The sequence below is a fragment of the Nonomuraea sp. B5E05 genome (genome assembly GCF_039880665.1).
In the GTDB taxonomy this organism is placed as follows: domain Bacteria; phylum Actinomycetota; class Actinomycetes; order Streptosporangiales; family Streptosporangiaceae; genus Nonomuraea.
Genome location: NZ_JBDPMJ010000003.1, coordinates 489,400 through 513,230 on the forward strand (window position 1 = coordinate 489,400; position 23,831 = coordinate 513,230).

General features: G+C 72.6%; 22 protein-coding genes. 9 read left to right on the forward strand and 13 right to left on the reverse strand.

Features of this window, described 5'->3' with window-relative positions:
- The first annotated feature begins 304 nt into the window (after nucleotides 1–304).
- Nucleotides 305–1,051: a siderophore-interacting protein gene (locus ABGB01_RS08610; protein WP_347772035.1), complete on the forward strand. Its 747-nt coding sequence runs from the start codon at nucleotides 305–307 to the stop codon at nucleotides 1,049–1,051.
- 15 nt (nucleotides 1,052–1,066) lie between these two features.
- On the opposite strand, the gene ABGB01_RS08615 is transcribed toward ABGB01_RS08610, so the two are convergent.
- The 3 genes from ABGB01_RS08615 to ABGB01_RS08625 form a co-directional block, all read right to left on the reverse strand.
- Nucleotides 1,067–1,936, reverse strand: coding sequence for a hydroxymethylglutaryl-CoA lyase (locus ABGB01_RS08615; RefSeq protein ID WP_347772037.1), 870 nt, complete (start codon nucleotides 1,934–1,936; stop codon nucleotides 1,067–1,069).
- Between the two features lie 71 nt (nucleotides 1,937–2,007).
- Nucleotides 2,008–3,228, reverse strand: coding sequence for a CaiB/BaiF CoA-transferase family protein (locus ABGB01_RS08620; protein ID WP_347772039.1), 1,221 nt, complete (start codon nucleotides 3,226–3,228; stop codon nucleotides 2,008–2,010).
- 202 nt (nucleotides 3,229–3,430) lie between these two features.
- The gene (locus ABGB01_RS08625; protein WP_347772041.1) at nucleotides 3,431–4,420 is read right to left on the reverse strand and encodes a LacI family DNA-binding transcriptional regulator; all 990 of its coding nucleotides are present in this window, start codon (nucleotides 4,418–4,420) and stop codon (nucleotides 3,431–3,433) included.
- A gap of 287 nt (nucleotides 4,421–4,707) precedes the next feature.
- Here ABGB01_RS08625 and ABGB01_RS08630 point away from each other — a divergent pair, with 287 nt between their 5' ends.
- Nucleotides 4,708–6,375: a hypothetical protein gene (locus ABGB01_RS08630; protein ID WP_347772043.1), complete on the forward strand. Its 1,668-nt coding sequence runs from the start codon at nucleotides 4,708–4,710 to the stop codon at nucleotides 6,373–6,375.
- A 207-nt stretch (nucleotides 6,376–6,582) separates the two neighbouring features.
- On the forward strand, nucleotides 6,583–7,704 hold the full coding sequence (locus ABGB01_RS08635; protein WP_347772044.1) for a serine hydrolase domain-containing protein: 1,122 nt from the start codon (nucleotides 6,583–6,585) through the stop codon (nucleotides 7,702–7,704).
- Between the two features lie 36 nt (nucleotides 7,705–7,740).
- On the opposite strand, the gene ABGB01_RS08640 is transcribed toward ABGB01_RS08635, so the two are convergent.
- Together ABGB01_RS08640 and ABGB01_RS08645 are read right to left on the reverse strand one after the other, a co-directional pair.
- On the reverse strand, nucleotides 7,741–8,760 hold the full coding sequence (locus tag ABGB01_RS08640) for an aminotransferase class V-fold PLP-dependent enzyme (RefSeq protein WP_347772045.1): 1,020 nt from the start codon (nucleotides 8,758–8,760) through the stop codon (nucleotides 7,741–7,743).
- A gap of 41 nt (nucleotides 8,761–8,801) precedes the next feature.
- A complete protein-coding gene (locus ABGB01_RS08645) occupies nucleotides 8,802–9,686 on the reverse strand; it encodes an alpha/beta hydrolase (RefSeq protein ID WP_347772046.1) in 885 nt (294 codons plus the stop codon).
- Between the two features lie 461 nt (nucleotides 9,687–10,147).
- Between ABGB01_RS08645 and ABGB01_RS08650 the strand changes: the two genes are divergently transcribed.
- The gene (locus tag ABGB01_RS08650) at nucleotides 10,148–11,686 is read left to right on the forward strand and encodes an AMP-binding protein (protein ID WP_347772047.1); all 1,539 of its coding nucleotides are present in this window, start codon (nucleotides 10,148–10,150) and stop codon (nucleotides 11,684–11,686) included.
- Between the two features lie 14 nt (nucleotides 11,687–11,700).
- Here the strand turns inward: ABGB01_RS08650 and ABGB01_RS08655 are convergent, their stop codons facing one another.
- From ABGB01_RS08655 to ABGB01_RS08665, 3 genes are read right to left on the reverse strand one after another with little or no spacing between them, the layout of a single operon-like run.
- The gene (locus tag ABGB01_RS08655; protein ID WP_347772048.1) at nucleotides 11,701–12,948 is read right to left on the reverse strand and encodes a HAMP domain-containing sensor histidine kinase; all 1,248 of its coding nucleotides are present in this window, start codon (nucleotides 12,946–12,948) and stop codon (nucleotides 11,701–11,703) included.
- Nucleotides 12,945–13,643, reverse strand: a complete 699-nt coding sequence (cseB, locus tag ABGB01_RS08660) for a two-component system response regulator CseB (RefSeq protein ID WP_132601001.1) — start codon at nucleotides 13,641–13,643, stop codon at nucleotides 12,945–12,947. Before cseB ends, ABGB01_RS08655 begins: the two co-directional genes overlap by 4 nt.
- Nucleotides 13,644–13,664: 21 nt before the next feature.
- Nucleotides 13,665–14,249 (reverse strand): hypothetical protein, encoded by a 585-nt coding sequence (locus ABGB01_RS08665; protein ID WP_347772049.1) that lies wholly within the window; start codon nucleotides 14,247–14,249, stop codon nucleotides 13,665–13,667.
- 300 nt (nucleotides 14,250–14,549) lie between these two features.
- Between ABGB01_RS08665 and ABGB01_RS08670 the strand changes: the two genes are divergently transcribed.
- Entirely contained in the window at nucleotides 14,550–15,785 is a 1,236-nt protein-coding gene (locus ABGB01_RS08670; RefSeq protein ID WP_347772050.1) for a heparan-alpha-glucosaminide N-acetyltransferase domain-containing protein, read from the forward strand.
- Nucleotides 15,786–15,834: 49 nt separating this feature from the next.
- Here the strand turns inward: ABGB01_RS08670 and ABGB01_RS08675 are convergent, their stop codons facing one another.
- The 3 genes from ABGB01_RS08675 to ABGB01_RS08685 all read right to left on the reverse strand — a co-directional run bounded on the left by ABGB01_RS08675 (nucleotide 15,835) and on the right by ABGB01_RS08685 (nucleotide 18,445).
- Complete coding sequence (locus ABGB01_RS08675) at nucleotides 15,835–17,061, reverse strand: MFS transporter (protein ID WP_347772051.1); 1,227 nt, start codon at nucleotides 17,059–17,061, stop codon at nucleotides 15,835–15,837.
- A 297-nt stretch (nucleotides 17,062–17,358) separates the two neighbouring features.
- Nucleotides 17,359–17,685: an AzlD domain-containing protein gene (locus ABGB01_RS08680; RefSeq protein WP_347772052.1), complete on the reverse strand. Its 327-nt coding sequence runs from the start codon at nucleotides 17,683–17,685 to the stop codon at nucleotides 17,359–17,361.
- Nucleotides 17,678–18,445 (reverse strand): AzlC family ABC transporter permease, encoded by a 768-nt coding sequence (locus ABGB01_RS08685; RefSeq protein ID WP_347772053.1) that lies wholly within the window; start codon nucleotides 18,443–18,445, stop codon nucleotides 17,678–17,680. Before ABGB01_RS08685 ends, ABGB01_RS08680 begins: the two co-directional genes overlap by 8 nt.
- An 80-nt stretch (nucleotides 18,446–18,525) precedes the next feature.
- On the opposite strand from ABGB01_RS08685, the gene ABGB01_RS08690 reads away from it, so the two are divergent.
- On the forward strand, nucleotides 18,526–18,966 hold the full coding sequence (locus ABGB01_RS08690; protein ID WP_347772055.1) for an Lrp/AsnC family transcriptional regulator: 441 nt from the start codon (nucleotides 18,526–18,528) through the stop codon (nucleotides 18,964–18,966).
- A 6-nt stretch (nucleotides 18,967–18,972) separates the two neighbouring features.
- Here ABGB01_RS08690 and ABGB01_RS08695 read toward each other — a convergent pair whose 3' ends face one another.
- Entirely contained in the window at nucleotides 18,973–19,575 is a 603-nt protein-coding gene (locus ABGB01_RS08695; protein WP_347772118.1) for a response regulator transcription factor, read from the reverse strand.
- The gene (locus ABGB01_RS08700; protein ID WP_347772057.1) at nucleotides 19,575–20,780 is read right to left on the reverse strand and encodes a histidine kinase; all 1,206 of its coding nucleotides are present in this window, start codon (nucleotides 20,778–20,780) and stop codon (nucleotides 19,575–19,577) included. The genes ABGB01_RS08695 and ABGB01_RS08700 overlap by 1 nt, the downstream gene beginning before the upstream one ends.
- Before the next feature lie 190 nt (nucleotides 20,781–20,970).
- On the opposite strand from ABGB01_RS08700, the gene ABGB01_RS08705 reads away from it, so the two are divergent.
- The 3 genes from ABGB01_RS08705 (at nucleotide 20,971) to ABGB01_RS08715 (ending at nucleotide 23,742) form a co-directional block, all read left to right on the forward strand.
- Nucleotides 20,971–21,600 (forward strand): hypothetical protein, encoded by a 630-nt coding sequence (locus tag ABGB01_RS08705; protein ID WP_347772059.1) that lies wholly within the window; start codon nucleotides 20,971–20,973, stop codon nucleotides 21,598–21,600.
- A gap of 145 nt (nucleotides 21,601–21,745) precedes the next feature.
- The gene (locus ABGB01_RS08710) at nucleotides 21,746–22,201 is read left to right on the forward strand and encodes a hypothetical protein (RefSeq protein WP_347772061.1); all 456 of its coding nucleotides are present in this window, start codon (nucleotides 21,746–21,748) and stop codon (nucleotides 22,199–22,201) included.
- A 125-nt stretch (nucleotides 22,202–22,326) separates the two neighbouring features.
- Nucleotides 22,327–23,742, forward strand: coding sequence for an amino acid permease (locus ABGB01_RS08715; protein WP_347772063.1), 1,416 nt, complete (start codon nucleotides 22,327–22,329; stop codon nucleotides 23,740–23,742).
- Nucleotides 23,743–23,831: the final 89 nt, after the last annotated feature.

Here is a 23,831-nt window from a genome sequence, read left to right on the forward strand (position 1 = left end):
CATGCCGAGCGTCAAGAACCCTGCGGCTCCGCTTGCCAGATACAGGAATCGATATCTCCGCGTGACCTGCGCGGATGCCGTCCGGCCGGCTGCTCGCGCCATCGCGGCGGCCCCGAGCGGTTTCCGCACGTTTCCCGGGAGAGCCGTCGCCTTTGACAACCTAGAATCTCTATGTTTATTTAATGGCTCTAGATATACCGAGAGGAAGTAGGAGGCATAGTGGACTCTCCGCGGCGCATTCGTGTCCCGAGCCCGGCGGCACTGTGGGGGCGTGGGCCTGGCGGCGTGCGGAAGGGGCTCTGACATGCCGCGCCGCAACCCGCTCGCCGGGGTGTTCGCCAAGTACGCCGCTCAGGCGACCATCACGCACGCCGAGCACGTGACGCCCACGATGCGGCGGATCCGGCTCGAGGCCGGCCGGCCCATCGCCTTCCCGTACACGCCCGGCCAGCACATCAGGATCCAGCTGATGGATCCGCTGTCGGTGCAGGGCATCCTGCGCCCGTCCGAGACGCTGCGCACCTACACGATCTGGGATCTCTCGCCTGACCGGCAGGCGCTGGAACTGCGCGTCCATCTGTACGACGGCGACGGCATCGGGCTGCGGTGGGCGCACGAGGCGCGGCCAGGCCAGGCCGTGACCTTCTGGTGGCCGCAGGGTGATTTCTTCACCCGTGAGGCGCCGTACCACGTGTTCATCGGGGAGGAGACCGCCGGCGCGGCCTTCGGGCCGATGCTCAGGGCGCTGGACGCGTCGGCCGAGGTGTACGGCGTCCTGGAGAGCGAGGCCCCCGAGCACGACCTGCCCATGCCGGGCGCCCGCGCGCTGCGCCGTGTTCACCGCCATGGCGCGCCGGCCGCCTCCTCCCGGGTCCTGCTCGCGGCGGTCGCCGACCTCGACCTGCCGGGCAACGCCGGGGCCGCCTACGTGGCCGGTGAGGCCAGGAGCTGCCAGATGGTGCGCGACTATCTGGTGCGCGAGCGCAACTGGCCGCGACCCTCGATCAAGGTCAAGCCCTTCTGGACGCCGGGCAAGCGGGGTCTGCACTGACCGGGGTTTCGCTCGTCACGCAAGCGGCGTGCCCCGGGCCAGGCACTCCCTGACCAGGGCCACCGCGTCGGCGAGGGCGCCCTCGCCGACGCCGGTGCGGACGCCGCGGGAGTGCAGGTGCGCCACCAGGCGCTCGGTCGCGAGGTTGCCGTGCGCTCCCGGCGCGAACGGGCAACCGCCGTAGCCGCCGGCGGCGGCGTCGAAGCGGGTCACGCCCAGCTCCAGCGCGGCGTCGACCGTGTCGAGCGCCTGGCCGCGGGCGTCGTGGAGGTGCAGCCCGAACTCCACGTCCGGCAGGGCGGGCCGGATCACGGCCAGCGTACGGGCGATCCGCTCCGGCTCGGTGGTGCCCAGCGTGTCGGCCAGGACGATGCGGGCCACGCCCATCCCGGCCAGGCCGCGGGCCACCGCGATCAGTCTGGGCGGAGCGATCTCGCCGTCGAACGGGCAGGTGAACGCGGTGGAGATGCCGCCGGTGAAGGTGGCCTGCGGGTGGCCGGCCACCACGTCGCGGAAACCGGCGAGCACGTCCTCGACGCCGCGTCCCGCGTTGGCCAGGCTGTGCCCCTGCCCGGCCGACACGACCAGCACGATCTCGTCGGCTCCCGCCGCCACCGCACGGGTGACGCCCCGGGCGTTGAGCGCGAGCGCGCTGTAGCGTACGGCGCCGTCGCGGGGAAGCGCGGCGAACAGCTCCTCCGCGCCCGCCATCTGCGGCACCCTGGCCGGGTTGACGAAGGAGGCGGCCTCGATCGCGCGCACCCCGGCGGCGGCCAGGGCGGCGGCGATGGCGACGCGGTCCGGCACGGAGACCACGACGGGCTCGTCCTGCAGCCCGTCCCTGAGCACGACGTCGTTGACCGTCACGTCGGCGGCGACGGGCATGTCAGGCCCTCATTTCCGGCGTCACCGGTGACGGGCGGGTCCGTTCGCCCTCGCGCCGCCGGCAGGGCATGTCAGATCACCTTCCTGGCGCGCAGCTCTCCGAGCCGGCCGGCCGAGTAGCCGAGCAGGTCGCCGAGGACCTGGTCGGTGTGCGCGCCCAGCTCGGGGCCGGCCCAGCGCACGTCGCCGGGCGCGCCGGGCACGCGCGGCACCACGCCGGGGAAGCGGATCTCCTCGGGCTCGCCGTCGACGGTGACCTTGAGCGGGCGGAGCATGTCACGAGCCCGGTAGTGCTCGTCGGCGGCGATGTCGGCGGCGTCGTAGATGGGCCCGGCAGGAACGCCGGCCCGGCTGAGCAGGTCGACCGCCTCGGCGGCGGTGTGGCGGGCGGTCCACGCGGAGATGGCCCCGTTGAGCTCGGGCTCGCGCGCGTCGCGGGCGGAGCCGTCGGCCAGCGTGGGGTCCGTGCCCAGGTCGGGGCGGCCCACCGCGGTCATGAGCCGGCCGAACACGCCGCTGGAGTTCCCCGCGATGATCACGGATCCGCCGCCGCTGGTGGGGTAGATGCCGCTGGGCACCACGCCGGGCAGGTTGCCGGCGGTGCGGCGGCGGATCACGTCGTACGCGTCGTAGTCGGGGACCAGCGACTCCATGGCCATGAACACCGACTCGTAGAGCGCCACGTCCGCGACCCGCGGCCCCTCGTGCGGGCGCCCCCGCGCCTTGGCCAGCAACAACATCAGCGCGCCGATCGCGCCGTACAGGCCGGCCAGGGCGTCGCCGACCGGCGCGGCGGGCCGGACGGGCTCGCGGTCGGGATGCCCGGTGACGTGCCGCAGGCCGCCGAACGCCTCGGCCACACCACCGAAACCCGCCCGGTCCCGGTATGGCCCCGTCTGCCCGTAACCGGAGATGCGGACCAGCACGACGTCGGCGTTGGCGGCCGTCAGCTCGTCGGAGCCGAGCTTGAGACGCTCCAGCGTGCCGGGGCGGAAGTTCTCCACGACCACGTCGCAGTGGCGCACGAGGCCGAGCGCGATGTCCCTGCCCTCGCCGGTGCTCAGGTCCACGGTGACGGAGCGTTTGTTGCGGGCGATGGTCCGGAACATCATCGACGTCCGGCCCCTGCTGCGCCGCCAGCCGCGCAGTTCGTCCCCGGTGCCAGGCCGCTCGATCTTCACGACCTCGGCGCCGAAGTCCGCGAAGATCCGGGTGGCGAACGGCGCGGCGATGAAGTTGCCCAGTTCGAGGACCCGGATCCCGGCGAGCGGCGGTTGGTCTCCTTCGTCCACAACACTGCCTTTCTCAAATAATGAGTATTAACGCTCATTTAACGAGAATGAGAGCCTATTTGTGACGATAGAGGCCCATATTTGGACAAACAAGGGGAGCGCGCCCCACAAGGACGCCGTGACAGGGCGCGTAGGTGGGCCTAGGGGGGTGCACGGCGGGACGCGCCGGCGGCGCATCATGCGGGCGCAGCCGGGCGCCAGGTCAGCGGGCGCTGCTCTGGCGGGGGCGCAACTCGGCGGGCAGGACGACCGTGGCGGGCCGGCCCGCCGGGGTGGCGATGCGGTCGACGAGCAGGCGGGCGGCCATGCGACCGAGCTCGTACGTCGGCTGGGCCACCGTGGTGAGCGACGGGCGGACCAGGTCGGCCCACGGGATCTCGTCGAACCCGACCACGCCCATCTCCCCGGGCACCCGCACCTCGCGGTCGGCCAGGCAGCGCAGCGCGCCCACCGTCATGAGGTTGTTGGCCACGAACACCGCGTCGGGGCGCTCGGGGGAGGACAGCAGCGACTCCATGGCGTCGTAGCCTCCCTGCTCGCGGAAGTCGGTCCTGGCGACCAGCGGCTCCGCCGGCGGCTGCTGCGCGGACAGGGCGGTGGTGTAGCCGCGCAGGCGCAGGTCGGCGGTGCTCACGCCCTCGGGCCCCGTGATGCAGGCGATGCGCCGGTAGCCGGCGTCGAGCAGGTGCCGGGTGGCCGTGCGTGCCCCTGCCTCGTTGTCGACCACGACGGTGTCGACCTCGCCGCGCGGCAACTGGCGGTCGATGGCGACGACCGGGATGGGGGATTCGAGCAGGCTCTTGGCCGCCTTGGCGCTGCCCGACGACGCGATGATCACACCGGCCATCTGCTCGCTCAGCGCCGCCGCGACGTACGTCTCCTCCTTGGCCGGGTCTTCGTCGCTGTTGCACAGCACGACCGAGTAGCCCGCCTGCTGGGCGACGTCCTCGACGCCGCGGACCGTGGCGGTGAAGAACGGGTTGCCGATGTCGGAGATGATCACGGCCCAGAGCGTTGTGCGGCTGCGCCGCAGGTTGCGGGCCACCGCGTTGGGGCGGTAGCCGAGCTCGCGGACCGCGGTGAGCACCCGCGCGACCATGGCGGGATCGACCGTCCTCGCGCCGTTGAGCACGCGCGAGACGGTGGCGGCGGACACGCCGGCCTCACGGGCGACATCGTAGATAGTGGGCATCGCACCAAGTTTCTACCATCGCCGGGCTTCGCGCTCCCGGGCCTTTCGGCGTCCAATAGGGAAAACTCCAAGATCATCCTGTCACATTTCAAACTTTCTCGAAATATGCCCGCCTGCCGGACGGGCTCCCACCAGGACCTTTGACACGCGAGGGCTTGACGCCTGTCGCGCCACGCTTGTACGTTCGGCCAGAAATCGATTGCTAGCAGCTGTTCTCCGACACCTCCCACCCTCATCGGCCCCCGCCGCCGCGCGCCCCAGGGGATACCGCACCGCCAGGAGAAGCCATGTATTCGATCGTCCGACGAGGCCTGGGCGCAGGACTGGCCACCCTGCTCCTGGCAACGACCGCCGTGGCCCAGGACAGCACCCCCGCGGCGGCCGCGGCGCCGCCGCCCAGCTCGTTCTTCTCGACGGTGCGGATCGACTCCGGCGCCACGGTCGGGGCGCCCGCCGTCGGCGACAACCGCAACCACGGAGACCTGTGGCCGTCATGCTGGTCCGACGACGACAACGTCTACACCGCGTACGGCGACGGCATCGGCTTCGGCGGCGTTATGAGTGACATCGGCGTGGCCAGGATCTCCGGCATGCCGGGGAACCTCACCGGCGCCCAGCTGGCGGTCGGCGACGACGTCGGCCAGGTGTGGACCCCGGGACACACGCGCAAGCCGACCGGCATGGCCTGCGTGGACGGCACCCTCTACCTGGCCGTCCAGGACCTGGCCTTCGACTTCAACGACGCGCCCGCCGCCACCATCGCCAAGTCGACCGACCACGGCAGGACGTGGACGTGGGACACGACGGGCGCGATGTTCCGCGACGGCCTGTTCACCACCATCATGTTCCTCGACTACGGCAAGGCGTACGCCGACGCGCCCGACGACCACGTCTACGCCTACGGGCTCGACCACAACTGGCGCGACTCGTTCAACGACCGGGTGCCCGATCCCGTGGACGTGTGGCTGGCCCGGGTGCCGAAGGACGCGGTGCAGGACCGCGACGCCTGGGAGTTCGTCAGCGGCTTCACCGCTTCCGGCACGCCCACCTGGTCGAAGGAGATCGATGACCGCGTCGCCGTGCTGCACGACGACCGGCACCTGTACCAGGACGTCTACACCGCGGGACGGGCCAGGAACCTCACCGTGATCAGCCAGGGCGGCGGGGTCTACAACAAGCCGCTCGACCGCTACCTGTACACGTCGTGGACGGAGTACACGTTCGAGCTCTACGAGTCGCCCACGCCGTGGGGCCCGTGGCGGCGCTTCACCGGCAAGGACTTCGGCGGCTACCCGTGGACGCGCACCAAGCACGGGGGCTACGCCACGACCATCCCGTCGAAGTACATCAGCGCCGACGGCCGGTCGATGTGGCTGCAGTCGAACGTCTGCCCGTGCGGCGGCGGCTACCCGGAGGGCGAGCACTGGGCGTACACCTTCTCGCTGCGCAGGATGCGCCTCGAACCGCACGTGGACACCACCCCGGGCAACGCGCCCGACGCCGGCCGCAACCTCGCCAGGGAGCCGGGCACCGCGGGCGTCGAAAGGGTCGCGCACTTCGGCAACACCGCGTACTACAACGACGGCGACAGATCCCGCAGCGAGGACGACTGGAACGACGAGCGCAAGGGCGCCAGCTGGTGGGGATACACCTGGCCGCGCGCGTACACGATGGACAAGGTCGTCTTCACCAGCGGGAAGATGTTCGGTGACGGCGGCTGGTTCGGCGCCGGCCTCAGGGTGCAGGTGCGCAAGGACCACGAATGGACGGACGTGAGCGGGCTGCGGATCGCCCCCGGATATCCGTACGACGACACGGCGGGGCCCTTCCGGGCGTACGAGCTGGCTTTCGACGCGACCGGCGGTGACGGGGTGCGGATCATCGGCGCCCCTGGCGGCACCCGGACGTTCACCTCGATCGCCGAGCTCGAGGTCTACCACACAGGCGGCACGTGAACGCGCGGCCGCGTCAGCTGATCTGTTCCGAGGAGCCCGCCCTGCGAGCCGGGGGCGGGCTCCTCGCCGTTCCGGAGCAGCCGGAGAGCCGGTGAGCCGTGAGCGGGGGGAACCGGGGAAACGGCGGGGAAACAGCGGCCGGGCTAGAACAACGATCACATCATCGGCGTGCGGGCGCCTCCCGCCCCGGCAGAAAGGACTTCGGTCATGAAACGTGCGATTGTGGCGAGGGTCGCCGGCCTGGCGTGCGCCGTGCTGACACTCGGCCCCGCCGTGTCCCTCGCCGCCGCGTCGGCGGCAGACCGGCCCCGGTTCGGGGACGTGCAGCGGGCCCTGAGCGCTCTGGCCGGGACCGACGAGGTGGTGGGCGCTCTCGGGGAGCTGTACGTCGACGGCAGGCGGGTGGGCAGGGGGTCGGCGGGCTCCCGCCTGCTGGACGGCAAGGGCGGGACGGTTCCCAGCAGCGCCCGCTACCGCATCGGATCGCAGACCAAGCTGATGGTCGCCACGGTCGTGATGCAGCTGGTCGAAGAGGGCAGGCTGGGCGTGGACGACAAGCTCGCCGACGTGCTGCCGGAGACGGCGGAGCAGGATCTGGTCGAGCTGGCCGACGAGATCACCGTCCGGCAGCTGATCGACCACACCTCCGGCGTCCCCAACTATTTCGCCTCCGGGAAGATCGACCCCTTCGACTTCACGACCTATGTCAAGCCCGCCGATCTGGTGAAGCTCGCGCGCGGCGTGGCCAGGGAGCAGGAGCCGGGCGAGAAGGCCTCCTACTCCAACACCAACTACATCCTGCTCGGCATGATCGTGGAGAGGCTGACCGGCCACACCCTGGCCGACGAGCTCGACCGGCGGTTGTTCACCCCGCTCGGGATGCGCCGCACCTACCTGCCGACCAAGCCCCCCGAGGGCATCAAGGGCCCGCACAACCACGGCTACCACCCCGACGAGCAGGGTGAACTCCACGATGTGGATCGGATCAACGCCAGCCATCTGTGGGCGGCCGGCGGAGTCGTCTCCACGGCGGAGGAGGTCAGCGACTTCCATCGCGCCTACGCACGGGGCAAGCTGCTGCCGCCCGGCCTCCAGGAGGCGATCGAAGGGCCGAAGAGCGGTGGCCCGCCGGACGGTGAACGCCTCTGCGGCGGGACGGTCAACCTGCGTGAGGTCGTGGGCGGCGCACCCGGTTTCTACACGCCCACCTACGTGTCGGCCGACGGCCGTCTGCAGTACGCCGTGTCCGTCACGCTGACCCTGCAGAGCGAGACGGTCCGGCCCATGGTCAACAAGGCGGCGGAAGCGGTGCTCTGCCCCGGGAGGTGACCCGGACCATCGCCGGCCGGGCTCGGCCCGCTCGGATCAGGCCAGCGCGTCGAGGGCGCGGTCGACGTCGTCGGCGGTGGTGTAGACGTGGAAGCTGGCGCGTACCTTCCCGGCCCGTACGGCCGCACGGATGCCGGCCGCCTCCAGCCGCTCGCCCGGGGCGTCCACGGAGACGATGGCCGTGTCGGAGGGCTCCAGGCCCATCCCGGCCCTGAAGCGGTTGGCGAGCGCCACGTCGTGGTCGTGGACGCGCTGGACGCCGAGCTCGTTCAGCAGCTCGATGGCGGGGGCGGCGCCGACGTACGAGAACCAGGCGGGTGACAGGTCGAACGCGCGGGCGTCGGGGGCCAGGCGCAGCGGCGGGCCGTAGTAGGAGCCGCCCTCGCCTGCGTACCAGCCGGCGGCCAGGGGGCGCATGCGCTCGCGCAGGCGGGGCGACAGGTAGCCGAAGGCGGCGCCGCGCGGAGCCATCAGCCACTTGTACGCGGCGCAGGCCAGCGCGTCGATGCCGGCGACGTCCACCGGCAGCCAGCCGCAGGCCTGCGACGCGTCGGCGATGACGAGCGCGTCGCAGGCCCTGGCGGCGGCCACGATGTCGGCGAGCGGCGCGACCTGGCCGGTGGCGGACTGGACGATGCTGAAGGCGACGGCGCTGGTGGAGCCGTCGATCGCGTCGGCCAGCCGGTCGGCGGGAACGGTCTCCACCCGGGCTGCCACCGCCCAGGGGAACAGGTTGCTGGTGAACTCGATCTCGGGCACGACCACGCGCGCGCCCGGCGGGAGCGCCGTGGCGACCGTGGACATGATCTGGGAGACGGTGGAGCTGATCGACACGTCGGCGACGGGCGCGCCGATGAGGCGGGCGAACGCGGCACGCGAACGGGCGACGGAGGCGTCCCAGGGCGCCCAGTCGCTGCTGCCGTGCCGCCAGTCGGTCAGCACGGCCTGGAGCTCGTCGGCGGCGCGCCGGGGCGGCAGGCCGTAGGAGGCGGTGTTGAGCCAGCCCGGATCGGCGTCCCAGAGCTCGCCGGCCGTGGCGATGAGATCAGCGTCCATGAGCTCAGCGTAGGCCGCCCGATCCGCCCAGCGCCGACTGGTCACGTGACCGGGAGCCGGGCCGTCCAGTCCGCCAGCCGCCGCAGGAACGTCGTCGCGGTCGGCAGGTGAGCGTCGCCCGGGAACAGCACCACCGCGTGGAACGCGTGCGGCATGCCGTCGTAGACGTCGAGCGCCGTGTCGACGCCGGCGGCGGAGGCGGCCTCGGCGAAGCGCCGGGAGTCGTCGAGGAGCACCTCGTCGCCGCCCGCGACGATGAGGAGGGGCGGCAGGCCGCGCAGGTCGCCGTAGAGAGGCGATTGCGGCCCCTGGTCAGGGCGGGCGCCAGCGAGATACTGCTCGCCGATGAGGCCTATGATGTCCGGGTCGATGAGGTCGCGGCCCTTGTTGGCGCGGATGGACGGGCTCGAAACCGTGAAGTCGGTGATGGGGGAGACCGCCACAGCGCCCCCGGGCAGAGGGTCGCCGGCCTCGGCGAGCGCCAGGAGCGCCGACAGCAGCAGCGTCCCGCCGGCCGACTCGCCGGCGAGCAGGATCCGCTCGGCGGGCACCTCCTGGGCGAGCAGGCTCCGGTGGACGGCCACCACGTCCTCGACGGCCGCGGGGTAGGGGTGGGCCGGCGCGAGCCGGTAATCGACGGCCAGGGCGGGGCGGCCCGTCGCCTGGGAGAGACGGTAGGCCATGATCTGCTCCATCGCCGGGTCCTTCTGGGAGAAGCCCCCGCCGTGCACGTAGATCGTGACGCCCGCCTCGAGCTTCGCGCCGGGTGCGGTGACCCACATGCCGGGGACGCCGCCGGTCCGCGGCAGGACGGGGGTCACGTCGGGGTCGGCGTCGAGGGTGGGCGGGTCGGTGAACAACGTGCCGAGCTGGGAGCGTACGGCGGCCCTGGCTTCGGGCGTGACGGAGACGTGTGCGAGCTGCACGAAGGGGTCCCTTCGATCAAGGTGTGGACGAGCACGGGTGAGCACGGGTGAGCACGGCGTGGCCGGCGTCGGTGCCGCGGGAAACCACGGCGGCCAGGGCACGCGGGGATGAGCCGGGGGAGGCTCATGCGGGTCTGTGCCGGGGCGCTGGGCGCCTTCAGGGGCACGGAGACGTCACGCGAGGCGCGAAAAGGTCAGGTGAGGCCCGTGAACATAGAGATCAACCCCCGGGTGTCCGGTGCCGCCCACCCGCCGCCGTCCACCTGGCGACGTCACACGACACGTCGAGCATTACAGCCGTGCGCCCGCGCGATGTCAAACGCGGGACGCTTCTGGACCGGCCGTGCCGGCGGTGGGCGGAGCGGGCCCCGGGCGGCGACTGATCGCGGCGCCGCGGGGTTCCCGGCCTGGTTGAGCGGGTACGCGTACCTCTTCCCGTGAGAAAGGCCTGGGGTACGGTGATGATCGAGAAACTGGCCGAGCTGGGCGAATTCGGCGCGCGGGCCGCCGTCGCCCTCACCCGCAACGGGTTGCTGCGACCGGCCCATCCGGCCGCGCTCGCCCGCGTGGTGGAGGCGTACCGGCATTTCCACGTGACCCCGGCCGCCGGGCTGGCGATGGCGGCGGCGCGCTGGCCGGACCGGCAGGCCGTGGTGGACGAGGACGGCGCGCTCACGTTCGCCGAGCTGGACGGGCGCGCCGCCGCGCTGGCCGCCGGCCTGCACCACCGGCTCGGCGTGGAGCCGGGAACGACGGTGGCGGTCATGTGGCCCAACCACCGCGGGTTCGCGGAGGCGGTCGCGGCCGTGTCCCGGCTGGGCGCGGACCTGCTGCTGCTCAACACCGGGCTGGCCGGGCCGGCCCTGCGCGACGTGCTGCGCCGCGAACAGGCCGACGTGCTCGTCGCCGCGCCCGGCCTGCCGCCGGTGGACTTCGCCGGGCAGCGGGCCGGCGACCTGGACGAGCTCATGCGCTCCGGCGCCCCGCCCGCTCCGGTGCCGCGGCGGCCGGGACGGCTGGTGCTGCTCACCTCGGGCACGACCGGCCTGCCCAAGGGCGCGCCCCGGCGGCTGTCGGTGGCGGAGCTGGCCGAGCCGTTCGTCTCGATGCTGGCCACCGTGCCGGTGCGCGGCGGCGAGCCGATGCTCATCGCGCCGCCGCTGTTCCACGGGCTCGGCGTCCTCTGGTACGCGGTCGCGCTCGTGCTCGGATGCCCCGTCGTCCTCATGCGCCGCTTCGACCCCGACGCCGTGCTCGACGCCCTGGAGCGGCACCGGGCCGGCGCGCTGGTGGCCGTGCCGGCCATGCTGTCCCGGCTGCTGGCCCGCGAGCCCCGCGACCTGCCCGGCCTGCGGGTGGTGGTCTCCGGCGGAGCCGCGCTGCGGCCCGACCTGGCCACCGCGTTCATGGACGCCTACGGCGACGTGCTCTACAACCTGTACGGCTCCACCGAGGCCGGCTGGGCCGCCCTCGCCACGCCCGAGGACCTGCGGGAGGCCCCTGACACGATCGGCCGCCCGCCGCGTGGTGCCACCGTGCGGATCGCGGGACCGGACGGGGAGGAGCTGCCGGCAGGCGAGATGGGACGGGTCCTGGTCGGCGGCGGGCTGGCGTTCGGCGCGCGGGCGGGCGAGCTGATGAGCACCGGCGACCTGGGCCACCGGGACGGGCGAGGGTTGCTGTTCGTCGACGGCCGCGACGACGACATGATCGTCTCCGGCGGGGAGAACGTCTTCCCGCAGGAGGTCGAGAACCTCCTGGCCCGCCTGCCGGGCGTCGCCGACGTGGCCGTGCTGGGCGTGCCCGACGAGGAGTTCGGCCGGCGCCTGGCGGCGTACGTGGTCGCCGAGGAGGGCGTCACGCTGTCGGCCGACGAGCTCAAGAGCGCGGTGAAGGCGGAACTGGCGGGTTTCAAGGTGCCCCGCGACGTCGTGTTCGTGCCGTCGGTCCCGCGCAACCCGACCGGCAAGGTCGACCGCTCCCAGCTCACCGGCCGCTGAGCCCGCCGCAGGTCTCACCGGCAGGCGGGGGCGAGGTCGAGCGTGGCCAGCGCGCCGCCTTCCGGCGGGTTGGCGAAGGTGAGCCGGGCGCCCAGCACGCCGGCCTGACCGGCGGCGATGGTCAGGCCCAGGCCGTGACCCGCGGCCGTCTGGTCGCCGCCCTTGCGGAAACGCGCCGGCCCGTCGCGCAGCAGATGGCCGGGGAATCCGGGGCCGTGGTCGTGGACGGTGACGCGAGCTCCGTCGACCACGACGGTGATCGGCGGCCGGCCGTGCCGGGTGGCGTTGGTGAGCAGGTTGGCCAGGATGCGCTCCAGGCGTCGCGGGTCGGTGGCCACGACGGCGCCGGCGCGGACCACGACCTGCGCGTCCGGGGCGAGCGCCGCCGCGCGGTGCGTGGTGAACTCCCCGAGAGCGACGTCGGACAGGGCGGGGCGTTCTGTGGCGGTGTCCAGCCGGGCCACCTCCAGCACGTCCTCGACGAGGGCGCGTAAAGCCTGGGTGCGCTCCCGCACGATGTCGGTCATCCTGCCGGGCGGCAGGAGCTCGGCGGCGGTGGTGAGGCCGGTGAGCGGGGTGCGCAGCTCGTGGGCGATGTCGGCGGTGACCCGGCGTTCGGCTTCGAGGCGGGCCCGCAGGGCGCCGGCCATCGCGTCGACGGCGTGGGCGAGCTCGGTGGCCTCGTCGTGGGAGCGGCCGCCGATCGCCGCACCCACCCGGACGGTGGGGTCGCCGGCGCTGACGTGGCGGGCGGCGGTCGCCGCCCGGCGCAGCCGGTCCGACAGTCGCGCGCCGATGGCGATCCCGGCCAGGGTGCCGCCGGCGACGACCGCGGCCGAGCCCAGCAGCAGGACCCGGTCGAGCGCGGCCAGGTCATCGAGGCTGCGCCGGTAGTCGGAGCGCAACGACAGCATGTGGTCGCCGGTGCCGGCCGCCGCCCAGATGAAGGTGCCCTCGGAGGTCTGGCGCAGCGCGGTGGCGACCTTCCCGCCCCGCACCGCCGCGCGCAGGTCCGCCGGCACGGCCGGGTCGTCCAGCTGGCTGCCGAAGGCCGGCTGGCTGCCGCGGTGATATTCGCGCACCAGCAGCTGGATGCGTTCGGCCTGCAGACGGTGGGCGTCGTCGGCCTGCTTGCGGGCGTAGGCGAGATGGACGATGAGGCTGAGCGCCACCGCCACGACGACGCTGACCGCGGCGACCGTGGCACTGATCTTCCAGCGCAGGCTCATCCGCCATGGCCCCGTCGCCCGCCGCAGCCTCACTCGCCCTCCGCGCGCAGCTTGTAGCCGAAGCCGCGCACCGTCTCGATGCGTTCGCCGCCGATCTTGTTGCGCAGCCGCTGCACGTGGATGTCGGCCAGCCGGGAGTCGCCGCCGTAGGCGTAGTCCCAGACGCTTTCCAGCAGCACGTCCCTGCTGAGCACGGTGCCGGGCGACTCGGCGAAGCGCAGCAGCAGCCGCATCTCGGTCGGGGTGAGCGCCACCGGCCTGCCGCCGCGCAGCACCCGCATGCCGTCGACGTCGATCTCCACATCGCCGAAGCGCAGCGGGCGGGCGCGCCGCCCGGCCGGAGCGCCGCCCTGAGCGCTGCGGCGCAGCACCGCGCGGATGCGGGCCAGCAGCACCGAGCCGTCGAAGGGCTTGGTCACGTAGTCGTCGGCGCCCGCCTCCAGCCCGACGACCACGTCGACGGCGTCGTCCCGGGCCGACAGCATGATCACCGGGACGAGGCTCTCCTCGCGGATACGCCGGCACAGGCTCACTCCGTTCATGCCCGGCAGCATCACGTCCAGCAGCACCACGTCGGGGGTGCGGGCGCGGAAGGACTCCAGGCCGGCCATCCCGTCGGCGGCGGTCGTGACCGTCAGGCCGTCGCGTTCGAGGGTCAGCTGGGTCACCTCCCTGATCACCTCGTCGTCCTCGACGAACAACACGTGCGGGGTCTCGGTGGCGTCCATTGTTCAACCTCTCGGGTCGTCTCACGCGCCGTCGAGGACGAGCGTGCGGCCGCTCCAGCGCAGCGGCGTCGTCCGCGTCGCGGTCGGGCAGGAGGCGGCGTCGCCCGGCCGGTATTCCGGCCGGACCAGGACCAGGGCCGCGTCGCGGACCTCGACGCGGCTGCCCGCGCCCTCGTGGACGTAGACGCGCTCACCCGGCTGATCTCCGGCGAGACGGTAGACATAGGTGCCACGGGTGCCCTCATATCCGCAACTCCGGCCCGGGCAGGTGTAGACGGTGACGGCCACCAGGCGGACGTGCCCCCAGTCGCCGGACAGGGAGATCTCCTCGGAGTAGACGGGGAACTTGCCGTGCTCGCACCGCCTGATCGCGGACGTGCTCTTGGTGCCCAGCCGTGGATCCTCCCGCAGCACCTGCAGGCCGTCGAGGTCGGACGGCGCGCCGGCAGCCGTCTGCGCCGGCGCGGGCGAGCCCCGGTCATGACTGGCCTGCCCCTCCACCCGCACCCGCGGATCGATCCCGCACCCGGCCACGGCGGCCGATCCGGCCAGGGCGAGAGCGCACAGCACGGCTCCCGCGACGGCGGACGGTTTTCTCAGCGACATGCCGCAGATAATACCTGCCGCGCATTGTTACAAGACCTATGGAATACCGCTGGCATTTCGATGTGAAAGCTGAAAGGAATCGACGGCGACCGCCTTTACGGTGGTCGCCATGGAGCTTCGCGTTCCGTCCCGGCCTGTGCGTCATGGCCGGTGTTCCGGCCGGAAACCGTGCGGCCGATAACGCGAGAGCCCCGTCGAAAAAATTCCGTGACGCATTCCGAGAAGACATCGAAACGTTCGCCCGGAGAAAGCCGGGACCATGTCCCTGCCTTGGGAGGCCGACCTGAAATGAACCATCCCGTGGACGTTCCCCATGACGCCCCGCCGGCGAACCGATCCCGGCCCCCGCGCGGGCGGCTGCTGGGGCTGGACGCCGTGCGGGCGCTGGCCATCGTCGGCATGGTCTACATGCACGTCAGCCCGACCGGATGGCTGGCCCCGGCCCCCATGCCGGAGAAACCGGCGGTGCTCGACTGGGTCGAGCACGCCGTCTCCGGCCGGTCGATGAGCCTGTTCGTGCTGATGGCCGGCATCTCGGTGGCGCTGATGACCGGTGGGCCCGCGCCCCTGGACGGCGAGCGGCTGACGACGGCCAGGAGACGGCTCGCGGTCCGCGCGGCCATGCTGTTGCTGATCAGCCTGTGTGTGGACCAGCTGTCCGGCATGAACCTGTCGATCCTCGAGTTCTACGCCGTGTGGCTGCTGGTGCTGATACCGCTGGTCCGCCTGCGCCCGCGCACGCTCCTGGCCGCCGCCGGCGTCCTCGGGGCCGCGCTGCCCGTCTTCTGCTTCGTCGTGCTGAACTACGGCCGCACCTGGGCCATCTCCCCGATGAACGCCGCCGGCGCCGAGCCGGCCTTCGGCCTGACGGTGCTGCTGAGCCCGCAGGACTGGCTCGCCAAACTTCACCAGCTGCTGATGGGCGGCGGTTTCCAGACGCCGTACGCGATCCCGCTGCTGCTGGCCGGGCTGGCCATCGGCCGGCTCGATCTGCGCAGCCCGGCCGTGCGCGTCAAGATGGCCGGCTGGGGCGCCCTGCTGGTGGCCGTCAGCTGGCTGCTGTCGTGGGTCGCGCTCGTCCCGCTGGGCGCCGAGGCCGCGCTGGCGGCGATGATGAAGTCGACCGGCGGGCCGATGTTGCAGCCGTGGGCGTCGGTGCTGACCCTGCCGCCGCACCAGCTGTACGCGCTGAGCATCCCGATGGCGCCGATGATGACCGGGGTCGCGCTGCTGCTGCTGGCCGGACTCCTCACCCTGCTGGAGCGGCCCGGCTGGCAGGTGGCCCTGCGGCCGCTGACCGCCGCCGGGAGCCTGGCGCTGACCTGGTACGCCGCCCACCAGGTCTTCATCGAGCGGGTGGCCGGCGACCCGCCCTACGCCTTCACCCTGTTCGCCGGCATGGCGGTCTTCGCCTTCGCCGTCTCGCCGCTGTGGTTGCGGTGGATGCGGCGCGGGCCGCTGGAATGGCTGGTCCACCGGGTCATCGTCATGGTCGTGCCGGACCGCGCCGCGGCGGCCAGGCACAAGGCCGGCTAGGCGGCGCGCGCGGCCGAGCCGGGGAGGACCTGCGCGGACCCTTCCCGGCTCACCGGCCCCGGCGCCTGGCCAGCAGCAGGACGCACGCGATGGCGCCGAGCAACACGGTGGCCAGTCCCGAGGCGCCGAGCGTCGCCCGCGGGCCCAGCGCCGTCGTGACCGGTCCGCCCAGCGCCGTGCCGAGCGGCGATGCGGTGAGCAGCGCCGCGCTGCGGGCGGCGAGCATCGCGGCCAGGTGCTCCGGCGGCGACTTCGCCTGCATGAGCGTCACCGACAGTGCCACGAACGGCCCGTAGACAGCGCCGCCGAGCCCGAAACACGCGACGGTCACGGCCACCGGCACGTCGAAGGCGAACGGCAGCAGCAGGAGCCCCCAGCCGAGCACGATGGCGACCGTCACGGGCCAGAGCGGCAGCCGCCGCAGCGCGCCGGCCACGAGCCCGCCGAGCACCGCGCCGACGCCGAACACCATCCAGTAGAGGCCGAGCAGCGTGCCGGGCGCGCGCAGGTCGTGGGTCACGTGGAGCGGCAGGGCCACCTCGACCGGGCCGTACAGCAGGTTGAAGAACCAGGTGAGCGTCAGCAGCCCGAGCAGCTCGGGACGGGACCGCAACAACGCGAGCCCGCCGCGGGCGGCCGTCCGGTCGACGGGGGAGACGGGCCCCGACTCCGGCAGCCGCGTGCGCAGGACGATCACGGCGAGGAAGACGTAGGTGAGAGCGTCCAGGCCGAGCACGAGCGCGGAGCCGACGTACGTCACCAGCACACCCGCGAGCGCGGGGCCGGCGATCGTGGCGGCGAAGTTGAGCGTGCTGACGAGGGTGTTGGCGGCGAGCCGCTGCTCGCCCGGCAGTAATTCGGCCAGCAGGGTGTACTTGGCCGCGCTGCCCCACGCGTGCAGCAGGGACGAGCCCGCGAGCAGCACGACGTACAGCGGCAGGCTGAGCAGCCCCGCGAACCAGGCGAGCGGCACCGCGCCGAGGAACACGCCGCGCACCACGTTGTCGGCGACCAGCACCCGCCTGGCCGGCACCCGGCGCATGCGGCGGCCGAGCACCAGCGCGCCGGCGACGCCCGGCATCGTGTACGCGGCCACCGCGCCGCCGACCCACAACCCGGCGCTCGCCTGCGGCGCGAGCTCGATGGCCAGCCACGCCACCGCGACGAAGCTCATCCCGTCCCCCAGGTACGAGACCGCGAAGCCGAGGATCAGCCGCCGGAACGCCCGGTTGGCGAGCACCGGCCGGTAGGCGGCAGGGATGAGACGCCGGAGCACGGAAGGAACCTCGGAACGCGGCATCATGCACGACGGATCGGCTCGGCGCGGCGGCGGTCGGGGTCCTCGTGCGGGAGGAAGGCCACGTGAACGGTGATGCTCATGGTGGTCAGGTTAGGCACGGGCAGGGAGCGGCGCTTCTCGATTCCTGCTGGGCCGCACGCGGGCCTGGAGGCGGCGGGTTCTGGCGGGAGCGGCGGCACCGGGCGTGATTCTGGCCGGAGGGGCGGCGCTGACGCTCGGAAGTGACTCGGTCGAGACGTACGAGACGACCGTCGTACGCTGACCCTGGCCATGTCAGAAGGCGTTGACGAGGACGACGTACACGGTGGTGCCGATGCCGACGCTCAGGATCGTGCGGCGGCCGAAGGCGAGGTGGACACCGGCGGTGACGGCGACGGCGAGCAGCGCGTGGAGCGTCGCCCGTGGTTCGGCGGCGATGGTGCCGTGCAGGGTGGTGACGGCGAGGATCGCGAGGATCCCCACCGGCATCCACACCGACAGCTGCCGCACCGTCGCCGACGTGCGGAGCGCGCGCAGCGCCGCGAAAGGCATGGCGCGCAGGGCGAAGGTGATGCCGAACACGATCGCGAGGACGGCCAGCAGGTACGGCGTGCTAGGCACCGGCGGCCTCCCCGACGGCCTTCCCGGCGGTCCTTCCAGCGGCCCGGCGGGTGGCGAGCAGGTGGCGCGCCAGCAGCAGGGCGAGGAACACCAGCAGCGCGGTGAGCAGGGCGACGCCGGGAGTCAGCACGAGCGCGGCCGCGACGCTCGCCACGGCGAGCAACACGGACGGGATCTCGCGGCGTGAGCGGACCGCGTCCAGGGCGAGCGCCGTGAACAGGGCGACCAGGGCGAACTCCAGGCCCTTGACCGGGCCGGGCAGCGCCGTGCTGAGAGCGACGCCGGCCAGGCCGCCGCCGACCCAGTAGGCCTCGCACGCGATCTGCATCGCCAGCAGCCGGGGCGCCGAGCGTTCGGCCTCGGGCAGGGCGGCGTTGACCGCGTACGCCTCGTCGATCATCGCGTAGACGGCGTACGCCTTGGCGAGCGGGTGCCTGACCACGTGCAGCGGGAAGGAGAAGGCGTAGAACACGTGACGGAAGTTGACCACCAGGACGGTCAGGGCGATCGCGCCCAGCGGCGTGACCGTCGCCGCCATCCCCACCACCAGCAGCTCCACGGAGCCGGCGAACGCGGACAGCGACAGGGCCGGGGCCAGCCACCAGGGCAGGCCGGCCTGGACGACCAGCAGGCCGAGCGCGATCCCCAGCGGGAGGATGCCCAGCCCGGCGGAGAACGAGTCGCGCACCCCGGCGGCGATCTGCTGCCGCCGGGTGGCTGGGAAGGACGTGGTGACCTGCGAGGGAACGTGGTGTCGCACCTCTCCATGGTCTCGCATATCGCCCGCCATGTGGTTGCCGACGTTGCCCGTCAAGGCCGCTCTGGTGCAATGTTCTTACTGTGGATGCGATAGACAGAGCAATCATCACCGAGCTGGAGCGCGAGGGGAGGCTGACGAACGTCGAGCTGGCACACCGGGTCGGGCTCACCACGGGGCCGTGCCTGAGACGCGTCCAGCGGCTGGAGGCCGACGGCGTCATCCGCGGCTATCGGGCCGTCATCGACCCCGCGGCTGTGGGGAGGTCCTTCGAGGTGCTGATCGACCTCACCCTAGACTCGCAGGACGCCGGGACCGTCGAGCGCTTCGAGCGCACCCTGGCGCAGGCCGAGGAGGTCGTCGAGCTGCGCCGCCTCTTCGGCACCCCCGACTACTTCATGCGCGTGGCCGTCGCCGACCTGGCCGCCTACGAGACCTTCCTCAGCCAGTACGTCATGACGATCCCCGGCGTCAGGGGCGTCACCTCGAACTTCACGATGAAGAACATCAAGTCGGCCCCATAATGGCGGCTAGATCCAGCCCTCCTCCCAGGCGTGGTGGGCGGCCGCGTGGCGGGAGGTGACGCCGAGCTTGGCCATGGCTCCCGACAGGTAGTTGCGCACGGTCCCCGGCGCGAGGTGGACCTGGGCGGCGATCTCCTTGACGGAGGCGCCCGAGCGGGAGGCGCGCAGCACCTCCAGCTCGCGGCCGGTGAGCGGGCAGTCGTCCTCGGTCAGCGCGGAGGCGGCGATGTCGGGGTCGACGTAGCGGCGCCCGGCCGCCACATCACGGATGATCTCGGCCAGCCGGGCCGCCGGCGTCGTCTTCGGCACGAACCCGCTCACCCCCGCCGACAGGGCCCGGCGCAGCACGCCGGGGCGGGCGTGCCTCGTGACCAGGATGATCTTGGTGGGGAGTTCGGCCAGGATCTCCCCGGCCGCGCGCAGCCCGTCGGCCGGGGGCATCTCCAGGTCGAGCACGGCGATGTCGGGCCGGTGCTCGCGCGCCAGGCGCACCGCGTCGGTCGAGGTGGCCGCCTCGGCGGCGACGTCGAGGTCCTCCTCCAGGCTCAGCAGCGCCGCCAGCGCGCCCCTGATGAGGTCCTCGTCGTCGGCGATCAGCAGCCGGATCATCACGCCTCCGAGTCTCGCGTACGTGATGGGCGGCCGTCCACCGGCAGCGTGGCCGTCACGGTGAACCGGTCGCCGGCGTGTTCCCAGGTCAGCTGGCCTCCGGCGGCGGCGAGCCGCTCGGCCAGGGCAGCCAGGCCCGTGCCGGAGCCGGGCGGGCCGCAGGCGCCGTCGTTGCCGACACGCAGCCGGGCCAGGTCGCCGGCGACCCGGTAGCCGACCTCGGCGTGCCGTGCCCGGCTGTGGCGCAACACGTTGGTGGTGGCCTCCCGCATCACCAGGCCCAGCAGGTGGCGGGTGGTCTCCGGCAGGCCCGCCGGGTCGGAGGGGCCGGCGGGGTCGGCGTGCGTCGTGGCGTCGATCCCGGCCGCGGCGAGCACCCTGGTGGCGTTGGCGATCTCGGCTTCCAGCGTGGTGCGGCGGTAGCCCTGCACGACGGCGCGGGTGTCGCGCAACGCGTCGGCGGCCAGCCGGCGTACCTCCTGCATCTCCGCCGCGGCCCGCGCCGGGTCCGCCGCCGCCAGCCGCGCGGCCAGCTCGCTCTTGAGCGCGATCACCTGCAAATGGTGGCCCTGGATGTCGTGCAGGTCGGCGGCGAAGCGCAGCCGCTCGTCCTTGACCGCCAGCTCCGCCGACAGGCGACGGGCCTGGTTCAGCCGATCGGCGACGTCCCAGGACCACAACATGCCGAGGGTGACCCAGCCGGTCAGGGCGACCAGCCCGGCCGGCAAGGCGGCGGCGAGGAACGGATCGTCGCCCAGGGCCAGCGCGACGCCGCCGCCCGCGACGCCGGCCGCGGCCGCCGCGGCGGCGACCAGCGCCCAGCGGCGCCCGGCCGGCAGGTACGTCGCGGCGATCGAGACCATCGTCGCCGGTGCGAAGGACCAAGGCCCGTAACCGCGGGCGGCCAGCAGCACCCCGCCGAGCACGGTCGCGCCCGCGCAGCCCGTGGCCAGCCACACCGCCGGCGCGCGGCCCGGGGACCCGCCGGGATCGCCGCTCAGGCGGCGGCCGAACAGGACCGCGGCGGCCACGGCGGTGACGGCCAGCCCGCCCGCGGCGGGCGGCCTGGCCGCCGCGGGCACCCCCGGATTCAGGATCCACGGCCCGCTGCTGAAGATCAGGAGGGAGCCGGTGAGGAGGATCAGGGTCCACCACGTGAAGCGGCGGAAGCTCCGCAGCCCCGTATCGGCCGGCAGGTCGCGCACGCGGCCATTCTCGCAGCAGTACGGGTCCCGGCCACCGCCGGCGGCCTGACCGCCGCATGACAGATGTCATCAGACCGGGTGACACATCGAGGCCTGCACGTGCGGTTCCGGCCCTGCCGCGGGCGACCCTGCTCGGCCAGGCTGAACGTGGGACGGATACCCCGCCCCCCTAAGCGAAAGGAACCGCGTCATGGCGACCCCGCACCACACCGACCAGACGACGGCACAGCACGCCGGGGATGAGGAGCCGCACATGGACCGCCGGACACCTGGTCGCACGCACTGGGCTCGTTTCCTGCTGAACCGCTGGCCCACGGCACTCGCCCTGGCCATGACCGCCCTGCCGTCGAGTGGCGGCGGTGAGGGCGCGGTGGGCGTCTTCGCGCAGGTGCTGACCCTGCTGCCGCTGCTGTACCTGGTCGTCGCCAAGGTGGGAAGGCGTGCGCTCACGTGGCCGCTGCTCGGCGTGGGGGTCGTCTCCGTCGTCGGGCTGCGGATGCTGGACGTGGTCGCGATCTCCACCGTCTTCGTGTCGATCGCCCTGATCGTGCTGGTGTGGGGTGCGCTCGACGGCCACCTGCGACGGCCCGGCGAGTTCCGGCTGCAGGCGCTGGGCTGGGCGGTGTTCACGGCGCTCGCGCTGACCGGGCTGTTCGCCGACCCCGACCTGGGCCGCTACGTGGTCGCGGCCGGCTGGTTGCTGCACGGCGTGTGGGACTTCGTGCACCTGTGGCGGAACAGGACCGTGGCGCGTTCGTTCGCCGAGTGGTGCGGCGTCGTGGACGTCGTGGTCGCCGTGCAGCTGATCGTCCTGGTGTGACGGGATCCCAGGCGGGGGCCGGCGCCGCTCCGGGCGGGTGGCCACTGCAACTGCGCGCAGGAATGCCCCGCAGCGCTGGAACATCGCGGGTTCGTGATCGACGATGGAGGGCCGGAAGCACCCCATCACACGGAAGGCCGATGTCATGCGTTCACGCTTATGGGCCGGGCTCGCCGCCACGATCACCGCGGTGCTGCTGACGGCGCAGCCCGCGGCGGCCCAGGCGACGGTGGAGTTCTCCGCCGACTCCGGCGACCAGTGCCGCCACGGCGTCACCGAGGGCACGCTGGAGTGGGTCGAAGGGCCCGTCATCCGGCCCGCGGTCCAGGTCAGGGGCACCCTGTCCGACAGCGCCGGCCCGTCGATCTGCGGCCCCGACGAGATGCACTCCCGCGCCGCCTTCACCGCCTACAACGGCGCCACCGTCGTCGACTCCGAGGAGGTGAAGGCGGACGACGCGACCGTGGCGGTCTCCATCGGGTTGTCCGACCCGACCGGAGTCACCTCCATCGACCGTGTGGTCGTCCAGGTGTGCCGCTACAGCAACTCCCCGTTCGGCACCAGCTACTGCGGCAAGGCGGCAGAGTACAAGATGCCCTGAGCCGTGAACGGGGCGGCATCCCCTCGCCGGGTGCCGCCCCCGGGCTCTTGCCCGGCGCGTGAGCTTACTTGACGCCGCAGGTGGGAAGGCGGATCCAAGGGGGACACGATCGCTTGGGGGGCGTCATGGTCACGTCGCGAGGCGTCTTCAGGCGCAAGCCTGTGGAGCAGATCGCCACCGAGCACGAGGGGGAGCTCGCCAGAACGCTGGGGTTGTGGCAGCTGACGGCCATCGGCGTGGGCGGCATCATCGGCGCGGGCATCTTCGCGCTGGCCGGCGCGGTGGCCAACGAGACCGCGGGGCCCGCCGTGCTGGTGTCGTTCCTCATCGCGGGCGTCGCCAGCGCCGCCGCCGCGATGTCGTACGCCGAGTTCGCCGGAATGATCCCGAAGGCCGGGTCCGCCTACACCTACGGGTACGCCGTCCTGGGGGAGATCGTCGGCTGGTTCATCGGCTGGGACCTGCTGCTGGAATACACCGCGATCGTCGCGGTCGTCGCCATCGGCATCTCCGGCTACTTCGGCTTCCTCGTCCAGCAGCTGGGGTTCGCGCTGCCTCCGTGGATGCTCGGCGCGCCCGGCACCGGCGAGGGGCGGGTCGTAGACCTGTTCGCGGTGCTGCTCTGCCTGCTCATCGCCTTCCTGCTGAACCTCGGCATCCGCAGCGCCGCCCGGTTCGAGACGTTCGTGGTGGGGGTGAAGGTCGCCGTCGTGCTGCTCGTCATCGTGGTCGGCTTCTTCCACATCAACACCGCCAACTACCACCCCTTCTTCCCTTTCGGGATCGGCGGGGCCATCACCGGGGCCGCCACCGTGTTCTTCGCCGTGTTCGGCTACGACGCGATGAGCACCGCGGCCGAGGAGTCACGCGACGCGCGGCGGCACATGCCCAAGGCGATCATCTACTCCCTCATCATCGCCATGGTGCTGTACGTGCTGGCCACGCTCGTGCTGACCGGCATGCAGAACTACCGGGAGATCGACCCCGAGAGCGGCTTCTCCTCGGCGTTCGCCTCGGTCGGCCTCTCCGGGCTGGCGTCCGTGATCGCGGTGGGCGCCATCATCGGCATCCTCACCGTGATGTTCACGTTCATGCTCGGCGTCACCCGCGTGTGGTTCGCGATGAGCCGCGACGGGCTGCTGCCGCGATGGTTCGCCAAGGTGCACCCGGTACGGCGGGTGCCCTCGCGCGTCACCTGGATCGTGGGCGCCGCCTCCGCGGTGATCGCCGGATTCCTGCCGATCCGGGAGGCCGCCGAGCTGACGAACATCGGCATCCTGCTGGCGTTCGTGGTCGTGTGCCTGGCCGTGATCGTGCTCCGCTACCGGCAGCCCGGCCTGCACCGCGAGTTCCGCACCCCCGGGATGCCGGTGGTGCCCGCCGTCGGGGTGGTCTTCTCGATCTGGCTGATCACGTTCCTGGACCCGGTGACGTGGCTGCGCTTCGCCGTCTGGTTCCTGATCGGGCTGGTCATCTACTTCGCCTACAGCCGCCGGAACTCCGCGCTGGAACGGTCGCCGGCCGGGACGGGCGAGCGCTGACGCGCCGTCGAGCCGTTCGCCTGACGTCGCCTGCTGTGCCGGCGATCACACCGTGAAGCCGTCACGAAGTGAAGGCCGCAGGAGTCAAG

What these genes read in the sequence shown, in the direction of transcription:
- ABGB01_RS08705 (WP_347772059.1), top strand. Translation starts at nt 20,971, where the DNA reads ATGGCGACCCCGCACCACACCGACCAGACGACGGCACAGCACGCCGGG.
- ABGB01_RS08635 (WP_347772044.1), top strand. Translation starts at nt 6,583, where the DNA reads ATGAAACGTGCGATTGTGGCGAGGGTCGCCGGCCTGGCGTGCGCCGTG.
- ABGB01_RS08625 (WP_347772041.1), bottom strand. Translation starts at nt 4,420, where the DNA reads ATGCCCACTATCTACGATGTCGCCCGTGAGGCCGGCGTGTCCGCCGCC.
- ABGB01_RS08615 (WP_347772037.1), bottom strand. Translation starts at nt 1,936, where the DNA reads ATGCCCGTCGCCGCCGACGTGACGGTCAACGACGTCGTGCTCAGGGAC.
- cseB (WP_132601001.1), bottom strand. Translation starts at nt 13,643, where the DNA reads ATGGACGCCACCGAGACCCCGCACGTGTTGTTCGTCGAGGACGACGAG.
- ABGB01_RS08710 (WP_347772061.1), top strand. Translation starts at nt 21,746, where the DNA reads ATGCGTTCACGCTTATGGGCCGGGCTCGCCGCCACGATCACCGCGGTG.
- ABGB01_RS08695 (WP_347772118.1), bottom strand. Translation starts at nt 19,575, where the DNA reads ATGATCCGGCTGCTGATCGCCGACGACGAGGACCTCATCAGGGGCGCG.
- ABGB01_RS08610 (WP_347772035.1), top strand. Translation starts at nt 305, where the DNA reads ATGCCGCGCCGCAACCCGCTCGCCGGGGTGTTCGCCAAGTACGCCGCT.
- ABGB01_RS08715 (WP_347772063.1), top strand. Translation starts at nt 22,327, where the DNA reads ATGGTCACGTCGCGAGGCGTCTTCAGGCGCAAGCCTGTGGAGCAGATC.
- ABGB01_RS08630 (WP_347772043.1), top strand. Translation starts at nt 4,708, where the DNA reads ATGTATTCGATCGTCCGACGAGGCCTGGGCGCAGGACTGGCCACCCTG.
- ABGB01_RS08665 (WP_347772049.1), bottom strand. Translation starts at nt 14,249, where the DNA reads ATGTCGCTGAGAAAACCGTCCGCCGTCGCGGGAGCCGTGCTGTGCGCT.
- ABGB01_RS08650 (WP_347772047.1), top strand. Translation starts at nt 10,148, where the DNA reads ATGATCGAGAAACTGGCCGAGCTGGGCGAATTCGGCGCGCGGGCCGCC.
- ABGB01_RS08640 (WP_347772045.1), bottom strand. Translation starts at nt 8,760, where the DNA reads ATGGACGCTGATCTCATCGCCACGGCCGGCGAGCTCTGGGACGCCGAT.